At 67.8% G+C, this 26,724-nt stretch carries 25 protein-coding genes; 10 read left to right on the top strand and 15 right to left on the bottom strand.

The window, feature by feature from the left end:
* Positions 1-11: 11 nt before the first annotated feature.
* Entirely contained in the window at positions 12-551 is a 540-nt protein-coding gene (locus tag BAY61_RS21710) for a ribonuclease FAU-1 family protein (RefSeq protein WP_091809777.1), read from the bottom strand.
* 58 nt (positions 552-609) lie between these two features.
* Here BAY61_RS21710 and BAY61_RS21705 point away from each other — a divergent pair, with 58 nt between their 5' ends.
* The 3 genes from BAY61_RS21705 (at position 610) to uvrB (ending at position 4,467) form a co-directional block, all read left to right on the top strand.
* Positions 610-1,896: a PucR family transcriptional regulator gene (locus tag BAY61_RS21705; protein ID WP_091809778.1), complete on the top strand. Its 1,287-nt coding sequence runs from the start codon at positions 610-612 to the stop codon at positions 1,894-1,896.
* 103 nt (positions 1,897-1,999) lie between these two features.
* Positions 2,000-2,257 (top strand): hypothetical protein, encoded by a 258-nt coding sequence (locus BAY61_RS21700; RefSeq protein ID WP_245865321.1) that lies wholly within the window; start codon positions 2,000-2,002, stop codon positions 2,255-2,257.
* A 50-nt stretch (positions 2,258-2,307) separates the two neighbouring features.
* Positions 2,308-4,467, top strand: coding sequence for an excinuclease ABC subunit UvrB (gene uvrB / locus BAY61_RS21695; protein WP_091809782.1), 2,160 nt, complete (start codon positions 2,308-2,310; stop codon positions 4,465-4,467).
* A 105-nt stretch (positions 4,468-4,572) separates the two neighbouring features.
* Here uvrB and BAY61_RS21690 read toward each other — a convergent pair whose 3' ends face one another.
* Positions 4,573-5,184: a CGNR zinc finger domain-containing protein gene (locus BAY61_RS21690; protein ID WP_091809784.1), complete on the bottom strand. Its 612-nt coding sequence runs from the start codon at positions 5,182-5,184 to the stop codon at positions 4,573-4,575.
* 91 nt (positions 5,185-5,275) lie between these two features.
* Between BAY61_RS21690 and BAY61_RS21685 the strand changes: the two genes are divergently transcribed.
* Positions 5,276-5,962, top strand: a complete 687-nt coding sequence (locus BAY61_RS21685) for a haloacid dehalogenase type II (RefSeq protein WP_091809786.1) — start codon at positions 5,276-5,278, stop codon at positions 5,960-5,962.
* Positions 5,963-5,997: 35 nt separating this feature from the next.
* On the opposite strand, the gene BAY61_RS21680 is transcribed toward BAY61_RS21685, so the two are convergent.
* From BAY61_RS21680 to BAY61_RS21660, 5 genes are all read right to left on the bottom strand, one after another.
* Positions 5,998-6,777 (bottom strand): phytanoyl-CoA dioxygenase family protein, encoded by a 780-nt coding sequence (locus BAY61_RS21680; protein ID WP_091809788.1) that lies wholly within the window; start codon positions 6,775-6,777, stop codon positions 5,998-6,000.
* Between the two features lie 86 nt (positions 6,778-6,863).
* A complete protein-coding gene (locus BAY61_RS21675) occupies positions 6,864-7,250 on the bottom strand; it encodes a hypothetical protein (RefSeq protein ID WP_091809790.1) in 387 nt (128 codons plus the stop codon).
* A 54-nt stretch (positions 7,251-7,304) separates the two neighbouring features.
* Positions 7,305-7,955 carry a pentapeptide repeat-containing protein gene (locus tag BAY61_RS21670; protein WP_091809792.1) on the bottom strand — a complete coding sequence of 217 codons (651 nt, stop codon included), beginning with the start codon at positions 7,953-7,955 and terminating at the stop codon, positions 7,305-7,307.
* 84 nt (positions 7,956-8,039) lie between these two features.
* Complete coding sequence (locus BAY61_RS21665; RefSeq protein WP_091809794.1) at positions 8,040-9,002, bottom strand: ABC transporter permease; 963 nt, start codon at positions 9,000-9,002, stop codon at positions 8,040-8,042.
* The gene (locus tag BAY61_RS21660) at positions 8,999-11,917 is read right to left on the bottom strand and encodes an alpha/beta fold hydrolase (RefSeq protein ID WP_091809906.1); all 2,919 of its coding nucleotides are present in this window, start codon (positions 11,915-11,917) and stop codon (positions 8,999-9,001) included. The genes BAY61_RS21665 and BAY61_RS21660 overlap by 4 nt, the downstream gene beginning before the upstream one ends.
* Positions 11,918-12,211: 294 nt before the next feature.
* On the opposite strand from BAY61_RS21660, the gene BAY61_RS21655 reads away from it, so the two are divergent.
* Positions 12,212-13,291, top strand: coding sequence for a TerC family protein (locus BAY61_RS21655; protein ID WP_091809796.1), 1,080 nt, complete (start codon positions 12,212-12,214; stop codon positions 13,289-13,291).
* Positions 13,292-13,329: 38 nt separating this feature from the next.
* On the top strand, positions 13,330-15,267 hold the full coding sequence (locus BAY61_RS21650; RefSeq protein WP_091809798.1) for a S9 family peptidase: 1,938 nt from the start codon (positions 13,330-13,332) through the stop codon (positions 15,265-15,267).
* 10 nt (positions 15,268-15,277) lie between these two features.
* Here BAY61_RS21650 and BAY61_RS21645 read toward each other — a convergent pair whose 3' ends face one another.
* From BAY61_RS21645 to BAY61_RS21635, 3 genes are all read right to left on the bottom strand, one after another.
* Complete coding sequence (locus BAY61_RS21645) at positions 15,278-15,931, bottom strand: RES family NAD+ phosphorylase (protein ID WP_091809800.1); 654 nt, start codon at positions 15,929-15,931, stop codon at positions 15,278-15,280.
* Between the two features lie 40 nt (positions 15,932-15,971).
* A complete protein-coding gene (locus BAY61_RS21640) occupies positions 15,972-16,556 on the bottom strand; it encodes a MerR family transcriptional regulator (RefSeq protein WP_091809802.1) in 585 nt (194 codons plus the stop codon).
* Positions 16,557-16,747: 191 nt separating this feature from the next.
* Entirely contained in the window at positions 16,748-17,479 is a 732-nt protein-coding gene (locus BAY61_RS21635; RefSeq protein WP_091809804.1) for a helix-turn-helix transcriptional regulator, read from the bottom strand.
* 43 nt (positions 17,480-17,522) lie between these two features.
* Between BAY61_RS21635 and BAY61_RS21630 the strand changes: the two genes are divergently transcribed.
* Positions 17,523-17,927 (top strand): NUDIX hydrolase, encoded by a 405-nt coding sequence (locus tag BAY61_RS21630; RefSeq protein ID WP_091809908.1) that lies wholly within the window; start codon positions 17,523-17,525, stop codon positions 17,925-17,927.
* Between the two features lie 56 nt (positions 17,928-17,983).
* Here the strand turns inward: BAY61_RS21630 and BAY61_RS21625 are convergent, their stop codons facing one another.
* Positions 17,984-18,664 carry a histidine phosphatase family protein gene (locus tag BAY61_RS21625; protein WP_245865320.1) on the bottom strand — a complete coding sequence of 227 codons (681 nt, stop codon included), beginning with the start codon at positions 18,662-18,664 and terminating at the stop codon, positions 17,984-17,986.
* A gap of 39 nt (positions 18,665-18,703) precedes the next feature.
* Here BAY61_RS21625 and BAY61_RS21620 point away from each other — a divergent pair, with 39 nt between their 5' ends.
* A complete protein-coding gene (locus tag BAY61_RS21620) occupies positions 18,704-19,471 on the top strand; it encodes an ABC transporter permease (RefSeq protein WP_420848865.1) in 768 nt (255 codons plus the stop codon).
* Positions 19,472-19,477: 6 nt separating this feature from the next.
* Here BAY61_RS21620 and BAY61_RS21615 read toward each other — a convergent pair whose 3' ends face one another.
* From BAY61_RS21615 to BAY61_RS21600, 4 genes are read right to left on the bottom strand one after another with little or no spacing between them, the layout of a single operon-like run.
* Positions 19,478-19,843, bottom strand: a complete 366-nt coding sequence (locus tag BAY61_RS21615; RefSeq protein ID WP_091809808.1) for a hypothetical protein — start codon at positions 19,841-19,843, stop codon at positions 19,478-19,480.
* Positions 19,840-20,622, bottom strand: a complete 783-nt coding sequence (locus BAY61_RS21610) for a nitroreductase family protein (protein ID WP_091809810.1) — start codon at positions 20,620-20,622, stop codon at positions 19,840-19,842. The genes BAY61_RS21615 and BAY61_RS21610 overlap by 4 nt, the downstream gene beginning before the upstream one ends.
* Positions 20,623-20,633: 11 nt before the next feature.
* The gene (locus BAY61_RS21605) at positions 20,634-21,842 is read right to left on the bottom strand and encodes a thiolase family protein (protein ID WP_091809812.1); all 1,209 of its coding nucleotides are present in this window, start codon (positions 21,840-21,842) and stop codon (positions 20,634-20,636) included.
* Entirely contained in the window at positions 21,809-23,404 is a 1,596-nt protein-coding gene (locus BAY61_RS21600) for an AMP-binding protein (protein WP_091809814.1), read from the bottom strand. Before BAY61_RS21600 ends, BAY61_RS21605 begins: the two co-directional genes overlap by 34 nt.
* 188 nt (positions 23,405-23,592) lie before the next feature.
* Between BAY61_RS21600 and BAY61_RS21595 the strand changes: the two genes are divergently transcribed.
* Both BAY61_RS21595 and BAY61_RS21590 read left to right on the top strand, forming a co-directional pair.
* Positions 23,593-25,257 (top strand): helix-turn-helix domain-containing protein, encoded by a 1,665-nt coding sequence (locus BAY61_RS21595; RefSeq protein WP_091809817.1) that lies wholly within the window; start codon positions 23,593-23,595, stop codon positions 25,255-25,257.
* 36 nt (positions 25,258-25,293) lie between these two features.
* The gene (locus tag BAY61_RS21590; protein ID WP_091809819.1) at positions 25,294-26,712 is read left to right on the top strand and encodes a hypothetical protein; all 1,419 of its coding nucleotides are present in this window, start codon (positions 25,294-25,296) and stop codon (positions 26,710-26,712) included.
* The last annotated feature ends 12 nt before the right edge of the window (positions 26,713-26,724 follow it).

The following is a 26,724-nucleotide window of genomic DNA, read 5'->3' as shown; positions in this document are numbered from 1 at the left end:
GATCGCGCGGGTCAACCGATCGGTGGATGGGGGTGCGCCGGATGTCGCAGCCAGCTCAGCTCGATGTCCACAGTGGACATCCAGGCCGCGAGGTCGTAGTGGTGGTAGGCCAGCGCGTCGACGGTCGCGTAGACGCGTTCGAACGCCCATTCCGCCTGTTGCCTCGTGACCAGTCCCTCGCACGCGGCGGCGACGAGTTCGTCGGTGTCGATGACCTCGACGCCGCGACCGCAGCGCAGCACGAGGTCGAGGTAGAGGTCGGTGACCGTCCAGGTGCCGTTCTCGGTGGTCACGCTCACCACGTCGAGATAGAAGTCCTGATCGCGCTCATGCCCCTCGGTGAACCAGAAATCGGTGATCCGCAGCCCCAGTGCCGGAAGGAGCCACGACTCCAGGAAATGGAACTGTGTCCTGCCGGGAGCCGGTCGCGCGAGGTAGAGGCCGAACGGGGTGGTGCGGTACTCGTCGACGGCGCGGACGATGCCTTTCGGGTCGGTGTTGGTCGCTGACGGAACGTCGAAGATCTCGCGCTTCGGCGGATGGGCGGTCATGATGCCATCTTGCGGGGTTTACGCAACCGTCGTGAATGTCACATCCTAGAGTGGGAGGGTGCCAGAAGGAGCCGGTCTTCCGGACAGCCTCTCCAGGGTCGCGGGTGCGCTCGGCGACCGCGCGAACGAGTTGACCACCGACCTGGTCACGCTCTACGAGGCGGAACTGCCGCACCTGATCAACGACACCGAGAGCATGGTCAGCCTGCTCGCGGCCGGTATCTATCAGAACATCGACACCGCCTTGCGCGCCTTCCAGCACGGCATCGAGCCCAGCAGGGTGGAGGCTCCCACCGCGGCGCTCGAATACGCGCGAAGGCTCGCCCAGCGGGGAACCCCGGTCATCGACCTGATCAGGGCCTACTACCTCGGCCAGACCGCCGTCCTCGACCAGGCTCTGGCAGAGGCGACGAGGCAACTCGACGATCCGCGGATGCTGGGCGAGGTGATGCGCAGGGCGCTGGCCACCGCGTTCGCCTTCATCGACAAGGTCACCCAGCAGGTCGTGTCGGCCTACGAGGACGAGCGCGGTCGGTGGCAGCACAACCGCAGCGCGGTGCGCACGGCGCGCGTGCGCGCGCTGCTGGAGGACGCGGTCGTCGACATCGACGCGAGCGAGGCCGCGCTCGGCTACCGGCTGCGGGGCACCCATCTCGCGCTGATCGCGTGGTACGTCCAGGAAGAGCGGCCAGCCGATCCGCTGGCCGGCCTCGAAGCGCTCGCGGCGAGGCTCGGTGCCGACTGGACGGAGCCGGGGCCGCTGTTCGTGCCGCACGACGAACTGTGCGCGTGGCTGTGGTTGCCCGTCACGGGGCCAGCTAAGGCGGTGGGTGGCGAGCGCGAGAACACCGTGCTGGACGCGGCCTTCGTCGAGCAGGTGCTCGCCGATTGCGATCCCGAGGTCCGGCTCGCGCTCGGCGAGCCGGGACGAGGACTTTCCGGCTTCCGGCGCAGTCACCGGCAGGCGCAGCGGGTGTACACGCTGGCACTGGCGGCGGGAAAGGGCGGAGAGCGGGCGCTCAACTTTCGCGACGTCGGAGGGCTGGCGCTGATGAGCGCCGACGTCGGCGCGGCGAGAACCTGGGTCGAGGACACGCTCGGCGATCTCGCCATCGACGACGAGGCGCACGAACGGCTCAGGGCCACGCTGCGGGTCTTTCTCGCCACGGGCGGTAGTTACACCGCCGCGGCCGCGAAGCTCACGATGCACAAGAACTCCGTGCAGTACCGCGTGCGCAAAGCCGAGGAATTGCTCACGAGGCCGGTCACCGACAACCGGCTCGACGTCGAACTGGCGCTGAACCTGTGCCACCTGCTCGGCCCTGCCGTCCTGGCTCGCGCGTAGCTGTTTTTCGGTCCCTCGGACCAGTACTCTCGGCAATCATTGGCCGGTGAACACGAAGCGTTTCTGACAATCGGCTAATAGGCTCACGATTATGGGGTCAAGGATGGCTGAGCCGGGTGAAACGGTGATGGTCGTCCGCATGCGCAGAGGCACCGTCGGCGAGACGAGGCGCGTGTGCCACGTGGTCCCCGTTCCCGGTTCGGGCCCGATTCCCGAGACGCTGACCGCCTACTGCGGCGAGCGGATTCCTCAGGGCAAGGCGGAGTTGCTGCGAACTCTGTGCGGTATGCCCTGCGACGCGTGTCTCGCCGTCTCCGCCGCGCGGAGCGGTGCGCTCGGGATGCTGCCCGCTTCCCCCTGACGACCGGGCGCGATCCGGTTTTGTCGGTGGGGGCGCTTACCCTGGATCCCGTGGCTTTCGCAACCGAACACCCCGTGCTGGCACATTCCGAGTTCCGGCCCGTCGCCGACATTCCGAGGGCGGACGGCCGGTTCGAGGTGGTCAGTGACTACAAGCCTTCCGGCGACCAGCCCGCGGCCATCGCGGAGCTGGAGCGGCGGCTCACCTCCGGGGAGAAGGACGTCGTGCTGCTCGGCGCCACCGGCACGGGCAAGTCGGCGACAACGGCCTGGCTGATCGAGCGAGTGCAGCGGCCGACGCTGGTGATGGCGCCCAACAAGACCCTCGCCGCCCAGCTGGCCAACGAGCTGCGCGAACTGTTCCCGCACAACGCGGTCGAGTACTTCGTCAGCTACTACGACTACTACCAGCCAGAGGCCTACGTCCCGCAAACCGACACCTACATCGAGAAGGACTCGTCGATCAACGACGACGTCGAGCGGTTGCGGCACTCGGCCACCATGAACCTGCTTTCCCGCAGGGACGTGATCGTGGTCGCGAGCGTCTCCTGCATTTACGGGCTCGGCACCCCGCAGTCCTACCTCGACCGGTCGGCGAAGCTGGTCGTCGGCGAGGAGGTCGACCGCGACACGTTCCTCAGGGCGCTGGTCGACGTGCAGTACGCGCGCAACGACGTCTCCTTCGCCAGGGGAACCTTCCGGGTGCGTGGTGACACGGTGGAGATCATTCCCGCGTACGAGGAGCTCGCGATCAGGGTCGAGTTCTTCGGCGACGAGATCGACAAGCTGTACTACCTGCACCCGCTGACCGGCGACATCGTCAGCGAGGTCAGCGACGTGCGGATCTTCCCCGCCACCCACTATGTGGCGGGGCCGGAGCGGATGGAACGCGCCATCCACAGCATCGAGCAGGAGCTGGCGGAGCAGCTGGAGAAGCTGGAGCAGCAGGGCAAGCTGCTCGAAGCGCAGCGGTTGCGCATGCGCACCACCTACGACATCGAGATGATGCGGCAGGTCGGCTTTGCCTCCGGTATCGAGAACTACTCACGGCACATCGACGAGCGAGCCCAGGGCTCGGCGCCCGCGACGCTCATCGACTATTTCCCGGAGGACTTCCTGCTCGTCATCGACGAGTCGCACCAGACAGTGCCCCAGATCGGCGGCATGTACGAGGGCGACGCCTCGCGCAAGCGGACACTGGTCGAACACGGTTTCCGGCTGCCGAGCGCGCTGGACAACCGGCCGTTGACGTGGGAGGAGTTCTCCGACCGTATCGGACAGACGGTGTACCTTTCCGCGACGCCGGGGCCCTACGAGATGGGGCAGGCTGGCGGCGAGTTCGTCGAGCAGGTCATCAGGCCAACCGGGCTGGTCGATCCCGAGGTGGTCGTCAAACCCACCGAGGGGCAGATCGACGATCTGGTGCACGAGATCCGCACCCGCGCCGAGCGGGACGAACGGGTTCTCGTCACCACGCTGACCAAGAAGATGGCCGAGGACCTCACCGACTACCTGCTGGAACTGGGTATCAGGGTGCGGTATCTGCACTCGGAGGTCGACACGCTGCGCAGGGTGGAGCTGCTGCGCCAGCTCAGGTCGGGCGATTTCGACGTGCTGGTCGGCATCAACCTGCTCAGGGAGGGGCTGGATCTGCCCGAGGTGTCGCTCGTGGCGATCCTCGACGCCGACAAGGAAGGGTTCCTCCGCAGCGGGACATCGCTGATCCAGACCATCGGCAGGGCGGCGCGCAACGTGTCCGGCCAGGTGCACATGTACGCCGACAAGATCACCGACTCGATGAAGTACGCGATCGACGAGACCAATCGCAGGCGCGAGAAGCAGGTCGCTTACAACACCGAGCGCGGCCTGGATCCCCAGCCGCTGCGCAAGAAGATCGCCGACATTCTCGACCGGGTCTACACCGAGGCGGAAGACTCCGAGGGGGAGATCGCGGTCGGCGGTTCGGGGCGCAACGCCTCGCGCGGGAAGAAGCCGGAGCAGGGGGACAAGGTCCGCAGTTCGGGCTTCCTCGCCGATCGGGATGTCACGTCGATGCCGAGGGCTGAGCTTGCCGACCTCATTCAGCAGATGACGGATCAGATGATGCAAGCGGCCCGCGATTTGCAGTTCGAGCTCGCCGCCCGGCTCAGGGACGAGATCTCGGAGCTGAAGAAGGAGCTGCGGGGCATGGACGCGGCCGGGGTGAAGTAGCGAGTTCGCGGTCAGCCGAGCGGCCGCCTCATGGGAGTCCGGCAGGCCGGGCGGGCACGTGGCGGCGCTGAGGGCGATTCCGCGGCGGTATCGCCCCGCCCCGGCTCAGGACGACGATCTGATTCGCGGGTCGCTCGTCGCGGCTCTGCGGGCACGATGGTTGGCCACGTTGGTGCGGTTGCCACACAGGCCGGGCATGCAATAGCGGCGCCTGCCGGGGCGGGTGGTGTCGATGAACGCGCCCCGGCAGGTGGGCGCGCCACACTGCCGGAATCGCTGTTCGCCGAGCGTGTGCAGGACGCCGAGGATGCCGGTGCCGCAGATCGCCGCGAGCGCGTCGGAAATGGTGTTCGGTGACCCGAGTGACAGTGCCCAGCGGGTGCGTTGCTCGTGTGCCGGATCCGATACCAGCGTCACGCCCGCTGACGCGGAGGTGAGCGCGGTCGCCCCGGCGACGAGGTCGCCGCGATCGGGATGGTCGATCAGCTCGCGCACCGTGTCGCGCAATGCGTGGACGGCGGTCAGATCCGCTCGCCGGGCACGGCGGGCGAGTTCAGGCAGACCGGTTTCGCCCTGTTCGTCCCAGGTGACCGCGAATGCGACGAGAGCGCCGAGGTCGGGGAGCCGGTCGTCACCGCGCCAGACCTCGGCGGTCGTGTTGACCAGCTCGGTGGCGAGTCCAGCCGCCCACACGTAATCGTCTAAAGCTACTTGCATCCCTTACATGCCTCTCGCTACTGTTCGGCTAACGGCTACTTTAACCCTTACAGGTTCAGTGTGGCGGCCGCCGTTCCCGACAGGAGATTCCATGTCTTTGCCCGAGATCGACGCACTCGTTTTCGACGTACTCGGCACCCTCGTCGACGAGCCGGCTGGTATCCGCGCCGGTATTCGCGAGTTCGCTCCGACCCTGTCCGACGAGGAAGTCGAGCGGCTGTCACGCGAATGGCAACATCACGTTGGCGAGCAGCAACGGCGGGTCGTCGCGGGGGAACGGCCCTACGTGCCAAGCGACGTCTTGGACAGGGAGGCTGCGGAGCGGGTCGCTCGCGCGACCGGAACCGGTGAGCCCGCCGAGATCGACGCACTCGCCTTGAGCCGCCCCTCGCCGTGGCCCGACGTCGCTCGCGGGCTCGAACGGCTTGCCGGGCATTTCCCGCTCGTCGCACTGTCCAACGCGAGCCGGACCGCGCTGCTGCGGCTCGACGCCGGAGCGGGATTGCGCTGGCATCAGGCGGTGTCGGCGCAGGACGTGCGTAGTTACAAACCCGATCCCGCCGTCTACGAGCTCGCGATCGAGGTGGCAGGGGTCGCCGCTGAACGGCTGCTGATGATCGCGGCTTACGCGTGGGATCTGCGGGCGGCCCGGAAGGCGGGCCTGCGGACGGCGTATGTCGCGAGGCCGGTCGGCGATCCGCCCGCGCCGGGCGAACGGTTCGACCACCACGCGAGGGACCTCGCCGATCTCGCCGCGCAGCTCGGTGTGCCGGAGTGAGAGGGCCAGGAGACCGCCGCCGCGGCGTGTCCCGGTCAGCGGGAACCGCGCAGTCCTTCGCGGATGGCCGCCGCGACAGGGTTCGCGCCGTCCAGCGCGAGTGGGCGGCGTGGAACAAGCGGCGGTTGAGCCATGAATCGCGGGACCGTGCCCCGGTGCCGCTGCGCGGAGTGCACCAGGAAGGGATGGCAGAGGTAGACGTCGCCGAGCTTGCCCGTCGCCAGTGCGGTCGGCCGGTGTTCGGACGCGGCGATCGCCTCGGCGCACAGCGGCATCCACTCCATCCCTTCGGTGCGGTGTGGTTCGAGCAGGCGGGGAACGTCGAGATGCGAGCCGATCCGCACCTTGGTGGGCGCGTCGTCGGGACCGACATCGGAGAACAGGAACAGCAGCAGCAGGGCGCGGCCGCGGGAAGCGAGATCGACCCTGGGTTCGCCGTGCTCTCCCTGGAAACTGGCCTCGACGTGCCAGCCGTCGTCGCCGGGCGGGAAGTCGACGGGAAACCGGACGGGGAACGTGCCGAGACCGCCGAGCGGTTCCCACGTGCCTTCACCGGCGAGCTGGTCGAACGCCGCGTGCAGCGCCGGTGTGTTCGCGGCTTCCCTGAACGGCGGGGTGCTGAACCCGCCGAGCCTGATCACCGGCCGGGTCCAGGTCGCGGGATCGTCGCGGTCGCATCCGGTCGCCGCCCACAACTCGTCGAGACATCGTTGGCCGGTGCCGGCGGGAAAAGCGTTCTCCAGCTTGACGAAACCGTCCGCGACGAACCGGTCGACCTGCTCCGGCGTGAGTCCGGTCGATGCGGCCGCGGTCATGGCCCCTCCAGCTTGCTCCGCTCTGGTACGCCTTCAGTACCGACGCGAAAGCAGCATTCCAGCCGGATCGGCGCGAGGCCACCGAATTACCGGGCTCCGTCACCGCCGGTCTTGCTCACCGAGCGAAGCGCCACCGCGGCGGCACCGTCCACAAGCGTCAGAGCCCCCATGGCGATCGCCATTCTCCTGGCGGCCGAGGAGTTGCCCGCTCGCCGCGTCTCGGCGTGATAGTGCCTGGCGAGCACGAGATTGAGCGCCGCCCTTCCCGCCATCCACGGCCATCGGGTCCGGCCGAGGAACAGACCTGAAGCCAGCGCGAGGTCCACGAGACCGACCGTCCTGGCGAACCGGGGATGGTCGCCGAGGCTCAGTGCCTTCGCCGTACGGTGTGGCGCTACGGTCAGTGCCGTTCCCATGGCGAGGGTGACCACGCCGACGCCGTCGGCGAAGCGGCCGGTATGCGAAGGTCTCATCAGGACAAAGCTTTCACGCCGGTTCGTGCGGGGCAAGGTGTTCCCCGTCGCGTCTCAGTCCTCGACCGTCACTTCGAGCGAGGCCGCGAAGGCAGGCGCGAGTACCGTGAGTTGCGCGCTGTTGATCGTCAGTCCTTTCAGGCTTCCCGATCCGGTCTGGATGGCGATCTCACCGGCTTCCCTGATGTCGACGCGATCCATGACGGCGCGATCGAGGTTCACGCCGAGCAGTTCCGAGCCGGGAAACGCGACCCTGGTGAGACCGGCGCCGACGAAGTCGACGTCGCGCAACACGCAGTTCCGGAACGTCACGTCGGTGAGCGCGGCTTCCCGCAGGTTGACCGAAACGAGTTTGCAGCCATGGAATTCGACCCGGTTCATCACCGTGTCGAACGTCGCCGTACCCGCCAGCGCGCAGGTGACGAATTCGGTGTCAAGCCACTGGGTTTCGACCAGATCGGTACCCACGAGTCGTGAACCGCCGAGCCAGACGTCGTTGAACCTCGCGCGCCGCCACCTGCTCTGTCCGAAAGCGACCTCGGAGAACGCGCACTCGGTGAACCGGGAGCCGTCAGCGTCGACGCCGGAGAAGTCCCGTCCGGAGAAGTGCGCGATCTCGAAGTCCGAGGATGGCTCGGGGAGCCCGTCCTCTTCGTCGAGCATCGGGTGGAACGGCAGGTCGGTCAACGCGCGTGGGCTCTTCATGTGTCCCTCTCGTTCCACGGTCAGGGACCACGAAAGCCGGTCCGCCGCATGACGAAGGCGGACCGGCTTTCGTGAGTTCCCGCGTCAGCTCGTGATGTCCTTCGTGGCGAACCTGCGGGCGGCGAGCAGGCCGAACACCGCCGCGTACAGCACGGCCGACAACAATCCGCTCGCCATGCCGGACCAGTCGATGTCGGTGGCGATCAGATCCATCCACGCGAACGAGAAATGCGTCGGCAGGAAGTCGCGCAGGCTGCCGAGCGCGGTGATCTGGTCGAGGATCTGCGAAAGGATCGACACCAGAACCGCTCCGCCGACCGCGCCCAGCGGTGCGTCGGTGAGAACGCTGAGCAGCAGACCGAGCGCTGCGACCCAGGAAAGCTGGATCATGATGTAGACCGAGCCGAGCAGGATGGCTAGTACGGCGCGGCCGAACGAGATCGAGTCGCCGGTGGGGCTGATCGCCTGCCCCGCCCCGTACCAGACGACGCCCACCAGCAAGGCCATCAACGGCAGTACCGCGACGGTGATCGCGGAAAGCAACGCCGAGGCGATGGCCTTCTGCCGCAGCAGCCGGTGCCGGGGCACCGGGACCGACAGCAGGTACTTCAAACTCGACCAGGACGCCTCACTCGCGATCGTGTCCCCGAAGTACAGGGCCACGATCATCGGCAGCAAGAAAGAGCCGGAGACGAACATGGCGAGCACGACGAAGTTGGGCGCGCTCGCCGTGGCGAGGTCGATGAAGCCGCCCGAGCGCTGGTTCGGGTTGGCGTTGCCGATTTCGAAAGCAACCACGAGCACGAACGGCAGCAGCGCGACGAGAGCGAGCACGAGCTGTGTTCGCCTTCTGCGCAACTGCCGCCGCAGTTCGACGCCGAGCCGCAGCGTGCGCCCTGCCCGGTAGCCCGCGACGGCACCGTCAGCGCCGACGGCGACGGTCTCGGCGCTCGCCGCGTCGGTCAGCTCGTCGAGCGCGGCCGGGTCGGTGTGCACCCCGTGGTCGAGGTGCGCGTTCTCCTCGGCGGTCTTGTCCGACTTGCTCATGAGCCGCCCTCACCTTCTCCGACCAGTTGCAGGAACGCGTCTTCGAGCCTGCGGCGAGGCCCTGCCTGCTCGACCGCGACTCCGGCGCCGACGAGCACGGCGACCGCCCGCGAACGGGGAAGGCCGTCGAGATCGGCGTGCACGAGCTTGCCCTCGATGTCCACATCGGACACACCAGCCGTCGTGCGCAGCGCGGCGGCGGCGGCGTCGGGGTCGTCGACCCGGAAGGTCGCCTCGCCGCCCGCGGCGACGATGTCGGTGACCTCGCCAGCCGCGACCAGCTTGCCCCTGTGCATCACGACCACGTGGGTGCAGGTCTGCTCGACCTCGGCGAGCAGGTGGCTGGACACCACGACCGTGCGGCCGGTTGCCGCGTAGCGCTGGAGCACCTCGCGCATCTGGTGGATCTGTGGCGGGTCGAGTCCGTTGGTCGGTTCGTCGAGTACCAGCAGTTCCGGAAGGCCGAGCATCGCTTGCGCGATGGCCAGCCGCTGCCGCATGCCCTGGCTGTAGGTGCGGACCTTGCGCCGCACGGCGTCACCGAGGCCCGCGATCTCCAGCGCCTCGGTGAAGTGCGCCTTCTCCCACGGCCGCCCGGTCGCCGCCCAGTACAGCCGCAGGTTCGCCTCGCCGGAAAGGTGCGGGAGGAAGCCGGAGCCCTCCACGAAGGAGCCGATTCTCGACAGCACCGGCGCGCCCGGCGTGATTCGGTAACCGAAGACCTTGATCTGCCCCTTCGACGGCGTGATCAGGCCCATCAGCATGCGCAGTGTCGTCGTCTTGCCCGCGCCGTTGGGGCCGAGCAGGCCGAGTACCTGTCCCGGCTCGACCCGGAAGGAAAGGTCGCTGACCGCGGTGAGCCCGCCGGGGTAGGACTTGGTGAGGCCCTCGATGACCATCGGGGTGTCCGCGAGCTCGGGATCGACCTGGTGCGAACGCTTCCTGCGGACCGCGGCCGCCAGCGCCACGACCACGACGGCGAGCAGGGTGCCGCCGATGCCGAGCAGTTGTCCCGTCGGCCAGCCCGAGGTGATGGTGTTGCCGGGGACGACGGGGACCGCGAGCGAGGATTCCTCGGCGAGGGAGATCCGGTAGGCGGCGGGATCGGTGGGGTTGGCGTAGGACTGGTCGGTCGTGCCGACGACGAGTTGCAGCGCGTGGCCGGACTCGATGGGCCGCACCACGCCGGGAAGGGTCACGGTGATCTCGACCGGCGAACCGTCCTCCGGCAGCGAGGGCACGCGGATCGGCGCGATCGCGTTGCCGGGCAGCGTGCGGGAGCCGTCAGGGTTGACGTCGTAGAGCTTCGCGAACAGCACCGCCCCTCCCTCGGGGACGGGGCCTTCCGCGGAGACCCGCAGGCGCACCGTCGAGGCGCCCGCGACGAGAAGCTGGTCGTCGACGGGAGCCGAGGTGAAGCTCGCCGATTGGCCTGGCGGGTCGATACCGAACAGTCCGGACAATCTGGACGAATTTGCCACGATCCGGTTGAGTCCGGGGATGCCGCTCACCGCCGCGGGCGTGCCACCCGGAGGCCGGATGACGGTCTGCTCGCCGCCGCGAAGATCCATGGCCCTTCGCTCGGTCTCCCCTGAGGTGAGTCCGGGGTAGGCGGGCGCCTCGACGCTGCGCACCGACGGTGTTCCGTTGGCGCGCAACGATCCCTGAACGTCGTAGCTGAAGTCGGTGCCTGGATCGGTGCCGGTTCCGGTGAGGTGGAACGCGAGGAAGTCGGCGATCTTGGCTCGCAACTGCGGGCCGGGGCTGCCTCCGTCGTGTCCTCCGGTGTACCAGATGGTCTTGACGTCGCCGCCGGCGGCGGCGATCTGCCGCGCGTTGGCGTCGGACTGGTCGAGCCCGAAGAGCGTGTCGTTCTCGCCCTGCACGAGCAGGGTCGGCACGGTGATGTTGCCGGTGACCGACGAGGGCGACACCCTGTGCAGCAATTCGAGGGTCCGCTCGCTCGCCATGCCGTGGGTGGCGACGTCGGTGTAGGCGGCGCACACCTCCTCCGTGAACCGCCCGCAGGGGCCGGGAGACTGGGTGCTCTGCCTTGCCGCGTTGCCGGAGCCGGAGGGTGCCTCGCCCTGTTCACTGTCCGGCGATTCCGCCGCGCCGGCCGAACCGGCGCCGTCTCCCGCTCCGCCGACCGAACCGCCCGTGTCGGCCTCGTCGCCCGGCTCGATGGCCTCGGCTCCGGGGCCCGATCCCGTCGCGGGTCCGGAGCCTGCCGCGAACAGGGTGCCCGCCCAGGACTGCTTGAATACCCCGTTACCGGTGAACGCTCCGGGGGACGGCGTCGAGGAGTCGACCTCGTCCGTGGTCGCCGCGTTGGGCAGCAGTCCCTGCGCGAGGTCGTTGTAGGTCATGACGGGGGCGATGGTGTCGACGCGGTCGTCGGTACCGGCCAGCATGAGGGCGAGCGCGCCGCCGTAGGAGGCGCCGGTGACCCCGACGCGGGGATCGCCGTCCCCATCCATCAGCACCTCGGGCTGACCGGCGAGATAGTCGATGAGGTGGCTCGCGTCGGCGACCTCGTAATCGGGGTCGTTGAGCGCGATCTGCCCCGTGCTCTTGCCGAAACCTCTCGCCGAGTACGTCATCACCACCATTCCGCGCTCGGCGAGTTCGGCCGCCTCGCGGCTGACGCTGTTCTTGTCACCGCCGAACCCGTGCGGCAGCAGCACGGCGGGGGCCGGAGTGGTCTCCGGAACGTAGACCGTCGCGTCGAGCTGGACGCGATCGGACGAACCGGGCGCCGAGGGTACGTCGATCGTGGCTTCCTGGGTGTGGAAAGAGGGCGGTTCCTCACCGCCACGCAGCCACAGGACGGTTCCCGCGGCCAGCACGACCACGACCGCGAGAACGGTCAGCAGGCGTGCGCGTCCGCTGCGGGGAAAGGTAGGTCGGGGCACGGCGACCACAGTATTGGGCGTTTCCTGAGAACGATGTGTGGGCACCCACCCTTGGGCTTTCAGGTTTGGCTGTGATGCATGTTACGCGTGCGAACTTCGTGACCCGCGCGGCACATCTGGACTTTCCACGAGAGAACCCGGGAAGATGGAGGGGTTGTGGAGGGGAGTATTCCTTCGCGGCGGCGTCGTCAACACGGTTGTCCTCTGTGGCACCCGGCGCCGTTGGCCGGGCGAGTCCGGTGGAAGAGACCTCCGGGTAGTGGCCGCTATCCGCTAACCGGAGGTTCTTGATCTATGAACGTGCCCTTTTGGGTGTGGGCTGCCACCATCGGTGGGTTGCTCGTTCTCATCGCGATCGATCTGATCATCGTCGACCGCAAGCCGCATGAGGTGACGACGGGCGAGGCGGCTCGCTGGGTGACCTTCTATGTGAGCTGCGCGGTGCTGTTCGGCATCGGCGTATGGGTGTTCGGTGGGCACGATCCCGGTGTCGAGTTCTTCACTGGTTACATCACCGAGTACTCCCTTTCCGTCGACAACCTGTTCATCTTCATGGTGATCATGTCGTCCTTCAAGGTTCCCTCGATTCACCAGCACAGGGTGCTGCTCATCGGCATCCTGATCGCATTGGTGATGCGTGGCGCGTTCATCGCGGTGGGTGCCGCGCTCATCGCGCAGTTCGTCTGGATTTTCTTCGTGTTCGGTGCCGTGCTCGTGTGGACGGCCGTGAACATGGTGCGGGGCAAGGACGAGGACGAGAATCCGGAGAACGCGGTCACGAGGTGGGTTCGCAAGACCTTCCCCGTCACCGACGACTACGTCGGCCACCACTCGGTGGTCAAGCAGAACGGCAAGCGCTACATCACGCCGATGTTCGTGGTGATCGTGGCCATCGGCAGCGCCGACCTGCTCTTCGCCGTCGACTCCATTCCCGCGATCTTCGGCATCACCCAGGACGCTTTCCTCGTTTTCGCCGCCAACGCGTTCGCGCTGATGGGGCTGCGCCAGCTCTACTTCCTGCTCGGCGGACTGGTCAACAAGCTGGTGTACCTGTCCTACGGGCTGGCGATCATCCTCGGCTTCATCGGCCTCAAGCTCGTGTTGCACGCGCTGCACGAGTACCATGTCACGCCGTCCTGGCTGGAGATCAACAACTGGATGTCCCTCGGGGTCATCGTGACGGTGCTGGTCGTGACCACGGTGCTGAGCCTGCGCAAGGCGAAGCGCGACCCGGACTCCGTCGGCCACACCGGCCTCAACCTGCGCAACCCCACGCCGGAGGAGCGCGAAGCGCAGGAAGCAAGGGAAGCCGAGGGTGAGGTACAAGCCGGCAGCACCAAGGACGAGACGGCTGGTTTTCGTACGGAAAACTAGGTCGTTAGACGCGCTAAAGATCGGGTACCGTCCGGGGCGTGCGACCTGCTGACATCGAAAGCCTCGTCACGCCCGGACGGCCCGCTCTGCGCGGAGACCTGCTGCTGACAGCGGTGTCTCTGCCCGATCTCGACGGCAACGCCACGCTGAGCACGTTGCGCGCGATCGGCGGGAACGGGGACACCGCGTGGACGCACGGCGAGCGGGACAGCTCGCCCGCGATCTCTCCCGACGGAAGGTGGGTCGCGTTCCTGAGGGTGAGCGGTCATGCCGCTCGCCCTCAGATCCACGTCATCCCGGCCGGAGGCGGCGATGCCAGGCAGGTGACCTGGCTGCCGCTCGGCGCTGACGAACCGGTGTGGGCACCGGATTCCCGGCACCTCGCGTTCACGGCAAGGGTGCCTGAGCCGGGCCGCTACGGCGTCGCGCTCGCCGAGGGCGAGGAAGCTCCCGAGGCCGACGCGGAAGCGCCGAGGCGGATCACCAGGTACGACTACCGCATCGACAACACCGGCTTTCTGCGCGACCGGCCAAGCCGGTTGTTCGTCATCGACACCGTCACCGAAGGGCGGGAACCCGAGCCGTTGACCGACGCGGCTGCCGACGTCTCGCATCCGGTGTGGACACCCGACGGCACACGGGTCGTCGTGGTGGCGCCGAGGGACTGGGACGCCGTCGAGACGCTCAACACCGACCTCTACTCGGTTCCCGCCACGGGCGGCGCACCGGAACTGGTGGTGCGCACGCGCGGAACGGCGGTCCGTCCCGTCATCGCGGCAGACGGGGCGATCTTCTACTACGGCAGCGAGTTCGAAGGGCTGCACGAGGTCGCGCGCAACAGTGGATTGTGGACAGCCGAACCGGGCACGTCCTCGCCGCGCAGGCTCACCGACACCGAAACCGTCGACTGCGCCGAGGCGGCGGGCCCGCCCGCGGTGCGCGGCGACGACGTGCTCGTGGTGGTCCGCACCAGGGGAGCGGCGCAATTGCGGGCCGTTCCGCGTACCGCCACCGGCGCGAAGCTGGACACTCTCACCCTGCTGAGTGGCGAAAAGGCCGCGGTGCGAGGGTTCGCCGTCGACGGGGAGCGGGTCGCGCTCGCGCAGGCCGGTCCCGCCGACGCCGGTGAAATCCTGCTGCTGGCCGGTGACACCACCACGAGGCTCACCGATTTCGGTGCCGCGATCAGGGGCAAGGGCGTACTGCCCGCCGAGGAACTGACCGCGACGGCGCCCGACGGCTACCCCGTGCACGGCTGGCTGGTGCTCCCCGAGGGTGAGGGCCCGCATCCCGTACTACTGGTGGTGCACGGTGGGCCGTTCGCGGCCTACGAGTGGAGCCTCTTCGACGAAGCCCAGGTCTACGCGGCGGCCGGTTACGCCGTCGTGCTCGGCAATCCGCGCGGTTCGGCGGGATACGGGCAGGCCCACGGAAGGGCGATCATCGGCGGTTTCGGCACCGTCGACGCCGACGATCTGCTCGCCTTGCTCGACGCTGCCGTCGAACGGTCCGATGTGGATGGTACGAGGGCCGGTGTCATGGGCGGTTCCTACGGCGGCTTCATGACCAGCTGGCTCGCCGCCCACCACGGGCACCGGTTCACGGCGGCCTGGAGCGAGCGGGCCGTCAACGCGTTCGATTCGTTCGAGGGCAGCTCCGACATCGGCTGGTACTTCGGCGTCGACTACGTCGGTACCGATCCGGCGGGGCAACGCGACCGCAGTCCGCTGACCTACGCGCACCGGATCACGATCCCGTTCGCCGTCGTGCATTCCGAACAGGACTGGCGCTGCCCGCTCGAACAGGCGCAGCGCATGTTCGTCGCGCTCAAGAAGAACGGAACGGAGACCGAGCTGCTGCTGTTTCCCGGTGAGGGACATGAGCTGTCCCGGTCGGGAAAGCCACGGCACCGGGTGCAGCGGTTCGAGGCCGTCCTCGACTGGTGGCGCCGCCACCTTCCGGTGAACCGGCCGTGAACCGGCGCGGTCAGTTCAGCATCAGGTAGTTCAGTTCCTCGCACACTCTGCTCAACGGGATGTCGAGGCCGGGGTGGTCGAGGGAGAGCAGGACGTCGGGCGACGAGGGCAGCGCGCCGCCTCCCGGTGGGTCCCACAGGCAGATGGCCGGTGCGCCCGAATCCATCGAAGAGCGGTACCAGACGCCGTCGAGATCACCGAACGCGCCGCGAATCGCTCTCGCCCACGCTTGCGTGATCTTCTTGGGACCGCTGGAGATCTCTTGCGAGGCACCGACTCTCGTCGGCCACAGCCCGCACAGGTCGAGCAGGCGCAGCGTCCGGGAAGGACGGACGACGACGAGATGTGGACCGCGTGTCCTGCGGTCCACAGTGGAGGTCGTCTGGTAGACCTCGGCGACGCTCGTGCGAACCGAGAGGCCGAAGTACAGCACTCCCTGCCTCGGGTCGGTGACGGGCGCGCCGAACTTGGCCTGCTGTGGGTCGAACCGGCCGTGTGGCAGCGGGCCGGTGTAGCGGAAGGAATCCCACCGCTGTGGGTGATTGCCGTGCGCGGTGAAGATGCGAACGAGCCGTGTCGCGGGATGTACGGCGACGATGTCCTCCGTGGGACGCAACTCGTTGAGCAGAATCGACCGCGCCGGTGGCGAAGGCAGCCTTGCCATGAAGGTGCTTTACCGTTCCTCGTGCTCTCCGTGCGCGCGTTCAGACCGGGGTGCCGAGAGTGACGGCGAGTTCGGCGACCTGCTCGGGATCGCCGCCGGCCAGTAGCCATTGCCGGGGAGTCGCCTGCTTGCCGTTGATCACCAGGTCGGGCTGCGGCGTGCCCATGAAGGCGGCGACGACGAGCACCGGCTGGTCCTCGGGTACGGCGCGGAGGACGACCTCCAGCCCGGGAAGGACGCTGGTCGAGGTGAACTGCCACGCCGGAAGGCGCCAGCCGCCCTGGTCTTTCCATCCGGTGAGCCGGTGTTCCTTCAACCGGTGCCGGATGCGGCTGTCGTCGACGCCGAGACGGGCGGCGGCTTCGATCACCGTGAGCGACGAATCGGCCAGTACCGCGTGCTCGACCACGCTGCGTGCCCGGTAGTCGTGCTCGCCTTCCCTGAACGGGGACAGGTCGAGCCCGACGTCGGTCAATGCCGCGCGCTGCTCGGCGGCGAAGTAGTGTGAGGGGTCCGGATTGGGCGGGGACAGCCTGCGCGCCGCCGCTTCGACCAAGGCGAGGAATTCCGCGGGACTCACCTTGAGTCCGGCTCTGGCGAGGACGTTCTCAAGCGCGACAGTCATGTGCTCAGACTAACCCGGATGTGCGGGTTCGTGCGTTTCGTCGCCCGAATAGTGCCGAAATTCACCAAGATCGCCACTGAACGCACATCATCCAACACATGCCGTAGGCAACCCTCGATAGTGTGCCTGCGTTGGAGTGCCGGTGTCCACCCCGCGTCTCTCCGACGTTTTCCACTGCGGGCCGGTCTTGATCACTGTCCGGAGTTCGCCCCCACGAGCGCGGGGCGCCGGGAACGGAAGAAATCCCTCGGCGTCGCTCCCGTCAGTTCGCGGCAGTCACGTGTGAGATGCGCCTGGTCCGCGTAGCCCGCTTCGACGGCGAGTGCCGACAGTCCGCGTTCGACGTGGACCCCGGCCAGGGTGATCGCCCGCTGCAACCGGGCAATGCGGACATAGGTCGCGGGACCGTATCCGACGGCCGAGGTGAACCGTCTCCGGAGCTGACGTTCGCTGCCCGCGAGACCGGCCATCGCCGTGGCCACCCTCGTCACGCCGTGATCGAGCCGCCGGATCATCAGGTCGAGGGCGGGGTCCGAAGCCGGGAAGCGCGCGGAGGCGAGGCGTTCGGCGACGACCTCGGAGAGCAGGCCGGGGCGGGAGACGAGCCGTTCGGCCGTGCGCGCTCCGGGGGCGCCCCACAGCTCGGCCAGCGACACCCGCTGATTCGTGAGTTCGTCCGCGGCGACACCCAGCACCCGTGGCGCGTGGCCCGTACGGAACCGAATGCCGTGCACCACCGGTCCTTCGGCCTGGCTCGTGTGCCAGGTGGTGGTGTCGGGTCCCGCCACGAAAACCCGCTCACCGGCGACCATCAGGTCGAGGCAGCCGTCGGGGACGATCGGCTTCGGCTCCTCCGGTTTCGCCAGCCACAGGCAGCGCACGGCGCCCGCGAGCGCGGGTGGTGGCGCGACCTCGGCGTACATACCGCCATGATGCCTCCGCCCACCGACGATTACCGTGGCGGCCGTGACGACGCGCGATATCGACAGCCTGGCGTGGGTACTGGTGCGAGATCGCAGGCTGCTTTCGGTGCGGACGGACGGCAAGAGCAGGTTCTACCTGCCAGGCGGCAAACGCGAACACGGCGAGAGCGACGTCGCGGCACTGTGCAGGGAGATCAGGGAAGAACTCCAGGTCGAGCTCGATCCGCTGAGTTTCAGCCTCTTCGGCGTGCTCGACGCGCCCGCCGACGGGTTCGCCGACGGGCGCAGAGTGCACATGACCGCCTACACCGCCGACTACAGCGGCAGCCTCGTCGCGGGAAGAGAGATCGCCGAGCTGGGCTGGTTCACCAGCGGTGACGCGAACCGGTGCCCGCCCGCGGGGCAACGGATCCTCACCACACTCGCCGAGGCCGGCCTGATCGACTAGGCCGGGTCTGATGATCCTTCGCCGACAATGGGATTCTCAGACACGGCCTCGGCCGTTCACGGCCCGAGGTGGGCGGCGTCGTTGAACCGGCGCACCAGCCAGCGATCGCCGACGAGCACGAGTTCGGAGATCGAACTGTTGTCCGCGCCGACGAAGGTGAGCGAGGGCGCCCCCGAGGCCAGTGCGATGGCCTGCCCGATGACCCCGCCGTGGGTGAACACCGCGACGCGCTGATCCACGTGTGCCGCGGCGATGCGTTCGATCGCGGCCCTGACCCGTGCCGCGAACCGCTCGTCCGGTTCGGCACCAGGGATGACATCCCACCGTTTCTCGGTCGCCAGCCGCTGGGTGACGGGGTGGTTTTCCGCGACGTGCTTGCGGAACAACCCGCCTTCCCACTCGCCGAGGTGCACTTCGCGCAGATCGGGTTCGACAGCGGGGGTGAGGCCGAGCGCTCGCGTGAGCGGCGCCGCCGTCTGCGCGGTGCGGCGCAGCGGGGTGACGTAGATGGCCGACAGCGGCTCTGCGTCGTTCTCCTCGGTCAGCCGCCGCGCGAGCAGTTCGGCTTGCGCGCGGCCCTCTTCCGCCAGTTCCGGATCACCTTGCCCGCCGACCAGCGGGAACGGCTCGCTCTCCTTGGCCGACGCCGACGCGCCGTGCCGGATGAGCAGCAACTGCGACGCCCCTGGTGGGCGGCGGAAACGGACCTGAGGGAAATCGGGCTCTTCAGTGGTCACGCCTGCGAGGCTAACGCGCGGTAGGACAGGATCAACGGCGTGTCCGATGGTTCCCATGGCGGTGGCATCGTCGTCGGCCCCGCCCTCGTGGTGGTTGTGGTGGTGCTGCTGGCGATCGCGGTGCTCGTCGTGCGGTTCGGCGGTCTCGGTTCGTGGCGCGCTTTCCTGCTGGCCGGGGTGCGGGCCGCGGTCCAGTTGGCCGCTGTGTCGTTCGTGATCGCGGGGATCCTGCGGTCAGGCTGGCTGACCGCGGGTTTCGTGCTGCTGATGTTCAGCGTCGCCGTCGCCACCTCCGCTCGCCGGATCGGCGTGCCACGCGAGGTGGTTCCGGTGGCGATGGCCATCGGCGGCGGGGTCGCTCCGGTGCTTGGTGTCGTGCTCGCCTCGGGAGTCGTCCCACCGAGCCCGATAGCCGTCGTCCCGGTCGCCGGGATCATCATCGGTGGCGCCATGACCGCGACGTCGCAGTCGGCTCGCCGCGCCGTCGACGAACTGCGGGCGCGTCACGGTGAGTACGAGGCGGCGCTGGCGCTCGGTCTCGGCGACCGCGCCGCCGCGCTGGAGATCTGCAAGCCATCGGCGGGGCACGCGCTGATCCCGCCGCTCGACCAGACAAGAACAGTCGGGCTGGTGACCCTGCCCGGCGCCTACGTCGGCGTGCTGCTCGGCGGCGCGAGCCCAGTGCAGGCCGGGGTCACCCAGTTGCTGGTTCTCGTCGGCCTGCTCGCTGCGGAGTCGCTTGCCGTGCTGATCGCGGTGGAACTGGTCGCCGGTGGCAGGCTCAACACCGGGTGGCGGCGGAGTTGACGGACATCACGGCCCGCGCCAGACGGCACCTTGGATCAGGATTCCATTGTGGATCAGGAAGCTTCTGACGACGTTGGTGTTGCTGACCGCTTCCTTGCCGATCCAGCCCTGCTCGGCGACGAACTTCTCCAGCATGCCGTTGACGGCTCGCCGCCTGGCGCCGCTGAGAAACCGTTGCCCCGTCGTCTTTTTCCTGAGGAAGCAGAAGGCGACGAGCTCGTCGGGGGATTTGCCCGCGTGCGCGCAGAACGCACCGAGCACGGCGAGCCGAGCGCTGGTCGCTGCCCTGCCTTCGCGGTATGGCTCCAATTCGGACAGCCAGTGCCGCACCGACCGGTCGCCGGAGAAGGCTCCGGTGCTCAGCGTGTTCACAGGGGCAGCCCGAAGCGCTCGGCCAGCCGCCTGATCTCGGCGAACCGGAGCGTGGGATCCATGGGCGCCTGGATCATGCCTTCCTTCTTGAGCCGCTCGGTGACCTCGGGAATCTCGTCCCACGGCGAGCCGTACTGACCGCGGTGGAAGTTGTCGCCGAGCGGGCGCCGTGGCCGCTGCCCTCCCGCCTCGTGGCTTTCGGCCGGATAGCCGACCAGCAACATCCACATGGGAATCCAGTTGTCCGGAACCTTGAGCACGGCCTTGGCCGTCTCGGCTTCGAACGAGTGCAGGCCGACGCCGAGTCCCTCGTCGACGCCAGCCAGCATCGCCTGCGCGATGGCGAGCCCCGACTCGACCGACACCGCCCAGGTGCTGGCCATGGCGTCCTTCGACATCGGTTCGACGGACTGGGCGACGGCGACGTCGTCCACGTAGCTGTGTGACCATCCGTGAGTCACCGGCAACGCGCCGAGATCGACCAGTTCCTTCAGCCTGGACTGGGCGTTGTCGGCGAATGCAAGATCCCCGTACCAGAAGATCGCGACAGGGGCGAGATCGAGCTGCACCGTCGTCGTGGGCGTTTTCAGTTGCTCCCGCACCTCGTCGGTGAGTTCGTCGCGGTAGCACACGATCGCCTTGACGAAATCGGCGTTGACCGCACGGGAAGCCCGGTTGGCCGCTTCGAGCATGATCTGGATCTTCTCCGGCTCGACGGCACGATTCGGTTCGAAGAACCGGATCGTGCGCCGCGTGCCGATCACCCGCTTGAACTCCATTGTTCGTCCTTTCACGTCGAAAGCACGGTGACGACCGTCGCGGCCGCGTCCTCGCCGATGAGGCCACCACCGTTTTCCGCGAGCGCCACGCGCGCCCCGGGCACCTGCCTCGGTCCGCACCGGCCGCGAAGCTGGTCGGCGAGTTCGACAAGCTGCCCGCATCCGGTCGCTCCGATCGGATGGCCTTTCGCGAGCAGCCCGCCGGAGGGGTTCACCACGTGCGCGCCGCCAAGCCGGGTGGCGCCCGAGCGCAGCAGCGCGGCGCCTTCGCCCTGCCCGCACAGGCCGAGGTGCTCGTAGCCGATGAGCTCGGCAGGTGCCGCCGCATCATGCAGTTCCAGTACGTCGATGTCGGAGGGGCCGACACCGGCCTGTTCGTAGGCGTGCGCGGCCGCGCGCACGCGCGAGCCGGGTACCGCGCTCGTCGTGCCCGACACCAGAGCGCACGCCCTGACTCTCACTCGTGCGGCGCCGAGGGCTTTCGCCCTGCGGGCCGAGCACACGACGATCGCGGCGGCACCGTCCCCGATCGGCGAGCACATGAGCATCGTCAACGGCGCGGCGACAACGGGACTGCCGAGCACCTGCTCGACGGTGACCCGCTCGCGGGACTGCGCCTTGGGGTTCAGCGCCGCATGCCGGTGATTTTTCACGGCGACCTCCGCGAAATCGCGTGGCTTCGCGTCCGACCGCGCCAGGTAGGCGCGGGTAGTGGCAGCGTAGACGTCCATGAAGACGGAATGGAGTTTCGGTCGCCGAATCGGTGCGGCCGATTCTTGCGTGACCGGGACCGTACGGGACAATTCGGAAAAGGCGAAAAGATCGACGGCAGCCGAAAGCGCGGCGAACGAGCGCCGTTTGTCCACGTGAGTGAGTTTTTCCGCGCCGACGGCGAGCGCGATGTCGACCACCTCCGAATGGACAGCCGTCACGGCGAGGTGAAACGCGGTCGCCGCCGTGGCACACGCGTTTTCGACGTTGGCGATCGGGACGCCGAGCAGTCCGGTGTTGCGCAGCGCGACCTGGCCCCTGATCATTTCCTGACCGGTGAGCAGCCCGGCCGCGGCGTTTCCGAAGAACACGGCGTCGACGTCACGGGCCGCTATTCCCGCGTCGGCGAGTGCGGCGGCGACCGCCTCCTCCGAAAGCGAACGGATCGTGCTGGTCGCGAACTTTCCGAACCGGGTCATGGCCGCGCCGGCGATCTGGACTTCAGCCATGAGCTCCCCTCCGTTTCCCTGTCCCAAGTGGATGGTGTCAGACCTCGCTCCCTCAGCGTCGCGTATTGGTTGCGCTCGGTGGCCGTTTTGGGCAGCGCTTCGAGGAATTCGACGTAGCGCGGTACGGCGTGGTAGGCCATCCGCTCCACGCAGAACAGCAGCAGTTCGCCTGGCTCGGCGTCGTAGGCGGAACGGAGCACGACACACACCTTGATGTCCTCGTCACCGAGTTCGGAGGCGACGGCGTGAGCCGCGCTGTCGAGCACGGCGGGGTGGGTGTTGAGCACGGATTCGATCTCCCATGCCGACACGTTCTCGCCGAGTCTGCGCATGGACTCGCGTTTGCGCCCCCGGTAGTAGAAGAAACCGTCCTCGTCGTAGTCGGCCAGATCGCCGGAATGGAACCAGCCGCCGCGGTAGGCGCGCGCCGTGGCGCCGGGCAGGTTGTGATAGCTCGTCGTCGCCCCTCGGGGGTGCCGGAACACGAGTTCGCCCACCTCCTGCGGTCCCAGCGGCCGGTCGGCGTCGTCGACGACCCTGAACTCGATCCCCGCGACACCGCCCCTGCCCATCGAACCGACTCTTCCCGTGTCGTTGAGCAGAATTCCCGGCGAATCGACCATGCCGAACCACTCGACGATCCTGATCCCGAACCGGTCTTCGAACTCGCGCCAGCGGTTGGCTGGGCAACCAGCCGACAGCACCACCCTGACCTCGTGTTCGCGGTCGAGCGGACTCGGTGGCTGCTTGAGCAGGATCGAGATCATGCCACCGAGCGTGTTGAACTCGACGGCACCGTATCGCGCGCAGTCGGAGAGAAGGCGGGACGCGCTGAACTTCGGCGCGAGCGCGAGCTTGGCGTCGGCGAAGATGGATCCGAGCATCGAAACCAGCAGCGCGTTGCCGTGAAACAGCGGCAGCCCGGTGTACATCGTCTCGCCTGGCCGGACCCCCGCCGCGCGCACCAGCGCCTCGACCGGCCGCAGGTCGTAGTCGGCCGTGACGACGCCTTTCGGAGGGCCCGTCGTTCCGGAGGTGTACATCATGCCGACACCCGAACCAGCACCGGTTTCGCTCGTCGCGGCGCCGGTTTCGGGTTCGGTGTCGGCGCAGGCGAACAGCCGCTCGGTGTTCCAGTCGATTCCTCCACCGGCGGGCCCGTCGCACACGACGAGCCGTCGCACCGAGGGCAGCCGGTGCCGGACTGACAGAACGGCGTCGCGGAGTTTGTCGTGAAAAACGATCACCGACGCGCCGGAATCGGTGAGAATGTGGGCGAGAGTGGCACCACGCTGCGAAATATTCACCGGGACCGAATGTGCGCCGATTATCTGAATCGCGAGGTGTGTCCAGATGAATTCCGGCCGGTTGGGCAGCAGAAGCGCGACCCGTTCGCCGGGGCGTACCCCGAGTTCGAGTAGTCCATTGGCCGCTCGCTTGCTCAACGAAAGTGCTGTCAGCCAAGAGATTTCCTCGTCAAGCCACTTCAGCCACACGGTGTCGGGATGAGCTTCGGCGCGTGCTCTGACGAGTTCTTCGACGACCCTGCGTGGTCGTGGCATTGTGCCCTCCTCGCTCGTTCCGTGCTCGCGTTCCCGAATGAAAAGACCGTGTCACGTGGTGGCCACGCGGGCAATGTCGGTTGCAGCCCAACCTGAGCTCGGGCTTTGGCAGAAAACGACAGTCCGCTGAGCGTCCCGTTTCAATTCCCGATAGTGACGAACCGTGGAACGAGGCATAGTCTTCCCTGATGGCGCTAGAGGGCCTGCTACGCAGGCTGCTTTCGGCGAGCGCTGTCAGCGCGGCGGCTCAGGCGGCCGTGGACACTGTGCGCGATGTGCTGCCGGCCGAGATCAGCTGGAGCGGTGTCGTCAGCGGCGACGACATCAGGCTCGCCGCCTACGGTGGCCTTCGCACGGCGGAGATGCCCGCGCTGTGGCATTTGGCCGTCGGACAGGGAATCGGCGGCAGAGTGGCCAAGGAACGAAGAACGATCGCCGTCCGCGACTATCGCAGGGATCCGCGCAGGGTTCCGGTCATGAAGTCCATTATCGACGCCGAAGGTGTGCGGGGCGGCGCGTGCGCGCCGTTGTTGTGCGGCGACGACGTACTCGGCGTGCTGTACGCGGCGGACCGTCGCCCGAGGGACTGGACCGACTCCGAACTGCGATTGCTGACCGACATCGGAAGGGACACCGGTGTCGCGCTGGCCCAGATCAGGGAGCGGCACCTGCACCGGGAGCGGTGCGAGACGGCCGAGCGGGCCGCCCACGCGGGAACCCGCGCCGTCGAGGTACTCGGGGCGATCGCGATGAGTCTCGTGCGCACGGAGGATCTTTCCGCGGGTATCGGCGTGCTGGCCCACCACATCGGAATGTCGGTCGCGCTGCTGGATCCCGACGGGCGGCCGTTGTACAAGGCCCCGCCGGGCGACGACGACAGCGAGCCGGTGAGGGTCGAGGTCGGGGTGGGGGAGGAGCCGTTCGGGATACTGCGGGTCAGCGGCACGCGCGAACCGGAGCGCAGTGAACGCGAACTCGTCGAGGTGTCGGGTTATCTGGTGACCTTGCAGTTGCTCAGGGAACGTGCCGCGCTGCGCGCGGAATCCAGGGTGCACAGTGAATTCCTCGACAGTCTTCTGCTCGGCAGGTTCACGGACAGGGAAGACATGCTGGCGAGGGCGGCGTTGCTCGACGTCGCCCTCACCGAACCGCGCTTCGTCGTGTGTATCAGCGCCAAGAACGGCAAGGACCCCGGCGGTGCCGATGCCGCTCAGGCGAGCACGCTGCCGACGCTGACCCGGCGCATGTTCATTCATGTCGAGGAGAAGGTGCGCAGGCACTACCCGCGCTCGATGGTCAATCCCCGCGCCGGTGAGGTCGTCGTGCTCTTGCAACCGGACGGTGACGATCTCGGGCTGGTTCTCAAAACTCTCAGGGAGGGCGTGATTCCCGAGGAAGGGAAAGGGCTCGACCTCGTCGCCGGGGTCGGCAGGTTGTGCCTGGCGCTGGAGGACTACCCCGATTCCTACGCGGAAGCGGTGCTGGCACTGGACATCGCCCGGCGCGGAAGCAAAGCGGGTGAGGTGCTGGCGCAGGGCGACCTCGGTTTGTACGGCCTGCTCGCGAGGGCGCCGAGCAGACAATCGCTTGAGTCCATTGTGGATAGCGCACTCGGGCCGCTACTCGAAGCGGACACCGCGGGCGGTACCGACTACGTGAGGACGCTGCACGCCTATCTCGACGCCGACCGGCACCTCGAACGGGCGGCAGCCGACCTGCACGTACATCCCAACACAGTGCGTTACCGGCTCGCCAAGGCGCAGCACATGCTCGGCGTAAGCCTGCGTGATGTGAACGAACGGTTCCTGCTCGAACTCGCGTTGCGGGTGCAGCGAGCGCTGGAACGGCAGTGACCGTGCAGGGCTCGACCCACCACGGAGGAGAAACCGATGACGACGACCGCACCACGACCCGAGGCGGCGGCAACAGAGGCAGAGCAGCGGCAGCTCAAGGAATTCTTCGAGGGAACGAGAACGCTCCCGCAACTGCTGGCGACGTTGCGAAGCCGCAGGGTCGCGATGGGCTACCGGATGGAGAGCGGAACCGAGGAGACCTCGCGGGGAGGGCGGCGGCTGTTCCAGCCTCGCGGTCCGCTCGCGTTCGTGTCGGAGCATCCGGTCGTGCCGCTGAGCGAGGTCGAGGAGGCGATCGTCGCGTGGGCGGCATGCGGGCCCAACGGGATGGCGCACTGGGACATCGCCAGCAGCGGCGGCTTTCACGAGCTGGTGCGGATCGCCGGAAGGACGGCGGCCGGCCCCGGCAACTCCTTCGCGCACGATCTGCTCGTGGTGAAGGACGAGGGCGCGTTCATCTACGATCCCGGCACCGAACGGGAACGCATGGTCGAGATCGAAGGTGAGAAGGACTATCACAAGGTTCTCGACTGGTACCGGACCGGACTTCGCAAGGTCCACGATGGACGGCCGGACATCGACTGGGCACTGAGGGCTCCCGGTGCGCCGAACGCCTCGCTGTTCGGCCCTTACCAGTACAACATCAACAGAGAAGGCACGACGTGGTTCGTCCCGGTCACCGACGTCGGCTGGCTCTACTTCAGCGCGTTGCTGAACATCTTCGACGCCTGGCACGTCTACCTCGTCGACGACCGGACGGGCCTGCCGGCGGGGACGTCGAAATGGGTCGGTGAGGGCAAACTGGAGTTCCCCATCACGATCAGCCAGTTCGAGCAGTTCATCTTCCAGGTGGAGACCTATCCTCCCGGTTCGATGGTGCAGAACATGCGGCTCGCCGCCGAAGCCCTCGGCCTCGGCAACTGGATCTTCTGCGGTTTCTTCGACGATGTGCTCATGGGTGCGTTCCCCGACGTCACTCCCGGGCTCGGGTTCGTGCACGAGCCGCTCAACGAGCGCGCGCCGGCCGCGAGCGGCGCGCTCAAGACGTTCGGTGTCCCCGGGGTGAAAGAAGCGACCTACGTTCCCTCGCCCGCGTATCCGGACGGTACGGCCGTGGTGGCGGCGATGCTCGAACAGAAGTACGGCGATGGCGCGACGATGTCGAGGGGCGAGGACAACTGGATGCTGCGGCATCACGGTCCCTATACCGAGCAGACCGTGCGTGCCCTGGTCGAAAGTCCTGCCGTGCGGATCAGTGACTGGGCGGCCGAGGCTTGCGCGGCCTGCTTCGACTATTGCGTCGAGCACTACGGCCAGGCCCCGGTGTACTTCAACCCCATGCAGTGCAACTTCGGCGCGGTCGTGCACCACGTCGACCCCGCGTTCTACGAGAAGTACTACGACGGTTCGAGCGTGACTCCGCAGATCAAGAGCCATTTTCGCGAGTGGCACTGAGCCGGGTTGCGC

It is taken from the genome of Prauserella marina (genome assembly GCF_002240355.1).
GTDB lineage: Bacteria > Actinomycetota > Actinomycetes > Mycobacteriales > Pseudonocardiaceae > Prauserella_A > Prauserella_A marina.
This window is presented reverse-complemented; position numbering and strand designations above follow the sequence as displayed.